Origin of the sequence: Succinimonas sp. (assembly GCF_045225735.1) — a bacterium.
Classification (GTDB): Bacteria; Pseudomonadota; Gammaproteobacteria; order Enterobacterales; family Succinivibrionaceae; genus Succinimonas.
This window is the reverse complement of record NZ_JBGVBR010000027.1, coordinates 1-3,842: the sequence shown is the minus strand read 5'-3', so window position 1 is coordinate 3,842 and position 3,842 is coordinate 1. Positions and strand designations below refer to the sequence as shown.

General features: G+C 54.3%; 3 protein-coding genes. All 3 read right to left on the bottom strand.

Going from position 1 to position 3,842, the window contains the following annotated elements:
- Positions 1-49 precede the first annotated feature (49 nt).
- The 3 genes from ACJROR_RS00950 to ACJROR_RS00940 all read right to left on the bottom strand — a co-directional run bounded on the left by ACJROR_RS00950 (position 50) and on the right by ACJROR_RS00940 (position 3,606).
- The gene (locus ACJROR_RS00950) at positions 50-1,621 is read right to left on the bottom strand and encodes an AMP-binding protein (RefSeq protein WP_406545465.1); all 1,572 of its coding nucleotides are present in this window, start codon (positions 1,619-1,621) and stop codon (positions 50-52) included.
- The gene (locus tag ACJROR_RS00945; protein WP_406038408.1) at positions 1,621-1,875 is read right to left on the bottom strand and encodes an acyl carrier protein; all 255 of its coding nucleotides are present in this window, start codon (positions 1,873-1,875) and stop codon (positions 1,621-1,623) included. The genes ACJROR_RS00950 and ACJROR_RS00945 overlap by 1 nt, the downstream gene beginning before the upstream one ends.
- Before the next feature lie 240 nt (positions 1,876-2,115).
- Positions 2,116-3,606, bottom strand: a complete 1,491-nt coding sequence (locus ACJROR_RS00940; protein WP_406545464.1) for a hypothetical protein — start codon at positions 3,604-3,606, stop codon at positions 2,116-2,118.
- Positions 3,607-3,842: the final 236 nt, after the last annotated feature.

The following is a 3,842-nucleotide window of genomic DNA, read 5'->3' as shown; positions in this document are numbered from 1 at the left end:
AGTGGTTCTGGCATATCCTCCGGGAACATTATCAGTCATACCGCGTTTCTCATTCATCAAGCAGTTCATCCGGGGAAAGATCGGTTTCCAGCTCCCGGGCCCGGGCATTAAGCTTCACATAGTCGGTTTTGCCATTGGCATTAACCGGCATGGCCGGAAGAAAAATAAATTTCCGGGGCACGGCCAGAGGCAGCATATGGTTCCGGAGAATATTCCGAAAGCCGATTATCATCTTTCCGGAGCTGGTGGCAGCCAGTGTCCTCATGCCCTGATCATTCAGCGTGACAAAGGCCAGGGTGCCCTCCCGGCCGTCCTTGTCATAGGAAACCACTGCCGCATCCTGAATCTCGGGAATAAAGGAAAAGCCGGCCTCCACCTCATCAAGAGAAACACGGTTGTCCTCGATTTTTATGAGCCGCCCCTGCCGGCCCAGCAGGGTCAGGAAGCCCTCCCCGGAAATGCTCACCGCATCTCCGGAGGCAAATACCGGGATCTTCCGGCCATGGAACGCTCCGGTAAGAGCGGCGTTTTCGAGATAAGGGGATTCCAATAGAAAAACCCCCTCTCCTGAAGCTGTCATGAGAATAACTTCGGTGCCGCTTTCCGGGGTATCCCGGGCAGCCACATAAAACCTGTTCCCCGGCACCGGACGCCACAGGGCAACGCTGTTTCCGGTGTAGCGATAAGCCATGGCTCCGGTTTCAGTGCTGCCGAAGATTTCCATCACCTCGCCCCCGAAAAATGCCTGTCCCCGGACTCTGGCCTTGTCGGTAAGACGGCCGCCGGCGGAAATAAGGAGCCGGCAGTTTCTGAGGGAGCCCGCAGCGCTGAGACGTTTCAGAAAACCCGGGTTGGACACGGTGTAATAAGGGATCCCCAGACGTTCCGGCAACGAAAACTGTTCCTCGTAACGCAGCATGGCATCGTATAGCGGAATATCCATGGCCAGAGGGAAGAAGAAACGGAACATTATGCCGTAGGCGTGATAATTGGGAACGGTGGAAACGCTGAGGGAAAGGAGATCCTTTCTGATAATGCCGAGAGAATCCAGCGCGCTGACCTCTTTCATCAGTCCGGCCAGGGTGCGGCCGATAACCTTGGGTTCTCCGGTGCTCCCCGAGGTAAGCTGCCGAAGCTCCAGCAGGGAGGGATCCTCCAAAGAGAGATCCTCCAGGCTCATCCGAAAATCCCGGCGGCGTTCCGCAATGGAGACCTCCCGAAATTCGGGATCCCGGGAAAGATCCGTGATATCCAAAATGGCAGCGGAATCCTGAAATCCCGGAGAAACCTCATTTTCCCGGAGGATGCTGCTTTTGCTCACAATGATGCTGCCAAAGGCGGCGGCCTTGCGGAGAGCTTCTTCCCGAAAACCGTTGGGAATCATGGGAACGCCGTCCCAGATCCAGACCGCCAGAATGCCGGCCAGAAGCTCCGCGGAATCATCCACCGCCAGAATCACGGTATCTCCAGCAGCGGATTTCGGAAGATGCACGCAGATGTCCCAGGCCATGACAAAGACCTGCTCCAGGGAAAGCACCGCCTCATTCCGGAAAAAAGCCGGCCGGCAGCTTCTGCCGGGCTTGAGAAGCTCCGCTAAAAAATTAAGAGGCTCTCTTGGCATCAGGCTTTTTCCTGCAGCCGGGCATAGATGATTTCCACCACATCTCCCACAGTTTTAACCGCCTTGAAATCTTCCGGGGTAAAACGGCACTTAAGCTTTCTCTGCAGCTCGGCAATCATGTCAATGGCATCTATGGAGTCGAAATCCAGATCCGCTCCCAGGAATGCTTCCCTGGTAATGCGATCTCCCTCTATCTCAAAATCAGTCTCAAGCATTTCCTTAAGACCGGCAAATATTTCATCCCGAGTATTCATTCCAGTTGAAGCTCCAATTGCGCTTAGTTGCAGATACTGTAACAGAAAGAGCGTATTTCAGCAGTTTTTTCCGGCCGCAAATCAGTCATTGCCGGCGCCCTTAGGACATTGCTGACGCCTTCCTGCCCTGTTACCGTTATTTTATCATCCATACGGATCCCGGTAAATTCAAAGAAATATGCCTAAGCTGACAATGAGCCGCAAGCCTCGGATCATCTTTATCCGGGCCCGCCCGCCGGACTACGACAGCTGCTCCACCTCTCTGTCGGCCCGGCAGTCATAATCCCAGGCATAGTAGTCGGCCTCTTTCTTTAGCATCAGGGCTGTCTTTCGGCGCTCATCCCACAGCGCGTCCTTCATGGCTGAAAACCCCAGGCCGCACCAGAATACCCCGAGAATGATGCCGGTGGAAATCAGAGTTTCCCAGAATTCATAGGCGTCAAGAGTGATCAGGAAAGCGAGAACGCCCAGAATCAGTAACAGCGCTCCGGATATCGCAGAGCGGATATTGGTCTTGAAAAGATAGGGCACACAGACAAACTGCTGAAAGCACCAGGAGAGCATAAACGGGATGCCGTAAACAATGCAGGCCGCAATCTCGCTGTCCGTCAGCTCCGCTTCATAGGCCGCAATGAAGGGATAAGAAACGGCCATGGAGCAGAAAAACCAGGTGGTCAGGGAACATGTCCACAGCTTAAAGCCGGAGGTGGGGATGTTTTCAGAACAGGCTCCGGTCTGTCCGTTCATGGCAAAAAGACAGGTACCGCCCTTCCATTTAAGCTCCATGGTCCAGATCGGAAAAAGAGCATAGGAGATTTTCTTCGGGGTGATCTCATATGAGCTTTCCAGCACCTTATGTTTGGTATAGCGGTCTGCATCCACGAGATAGCTTTCCATGGAGGCGCGCACTCTGGCCTTTACCGGTTCAAAGCTGGCCCGGTTATCCATGTTGTAGATCCGGGCATCCAGACCGGAGAGCCAGGAATAGCTGAAGGGCTGAGCCTTGCCGGTATCATAGGGCTCCAGACTTTGGGAGATTTCATCGTCAACCTCGCTGGTGGCATCCTGGGGGATATTCCGGAAGGAGCGGTGGCCGGAGGCTTTGCCCCGGAACTTATGGGTAACGGTGCGGGATCTCCCGTACTCCTCAGTATGCTCCACCAGTTTTGCCTCAAAGGAAAGGCTGCCGTCCGCGGAAACATCATAAAGCCAAAATGGAACATAACGGGCCTGAATGCGTTCCGGGGTGGCCTCCGCCATATAGCTGTCCGGAACAAAGCGGGCTTTCCCGAGAAGCTCCCGGTATTTATCCATCAGCACTGTTTTATCCAGAGCGAAGGGAATGATCATGTCCGGTTCCCGCTGCCGCCGGATTTTGTCGGCCAGCACAATGGCATTGCCGCAGAAGGGGCAGGTATCCGTGGCCCCCAGAATGCCGGGAGTAATCTCGCCGCCGCAGGAGGAGCAGGCATAAACGGCAGGAGCGGCAGTTTCCGGAGCGGCTTCTTCCGGAGACTTATTTGGAGAAGCTTCCCGGGAGGTTTGTTCGTTCGCGCGATTATCAGGATCGTCAGGGGCTGCCGCGGATCCGGCTCTTTGGGACATGAGACGATCATACTCGGGAACAGGATATTTCCCGCCGCAATGAGCGCATGTCAGAGCCTGAGCAGATATATCAAAAACCAGATTTCCGGAACATCCCGGACAGGAACAGGAATCAGCGGCGGACATTACATGTTTCTCTCAAAAGCGAAGTCGGGGTTTGTAAAAACCTTAAAAAGGGACAGGCAAATGCCTGATCAATAACGGGCCGGCAAATACCATGAAAGTACCCGAGGGGGGCTTTGAGATCTTAGCAGAAAACACTCAGAAGCCGCCTGTACCGGCATCACAGATAAGAGAATCCGGAAGGAATTCCAAGAGGCCCTGCATTCACCCCGCTCCGTACCGGCCATATTTATTCCATG

What these genes read in the sequence shown, in the direction of transcription:
- ACJROR_RS00950 (WP_406545465.1), bottom strand. Translation starts at nt 1,621, where the DNA reads ATGCCAAGAGAGCCTCTTAATTTTTTAGCGGAGCTTCTCAAGCCCGGC.
- ACJROR_RS00945 (WP_406038408.1), bottom strand. Translation starts at nt 1,875, where the DNA reads ATGAATACTCGGGATGAAATATTTGCCGGTCTTAAGGAAATGCTTGAG.
- ACJROR_RS00940 (WP_406545464.1), bottom strand. Translation starts at nt 3,606, where the DNA reads ATGTCCGCCGCTGATTCCTGTTCCTGTCCGGGATGTTCCGGAAATCTG.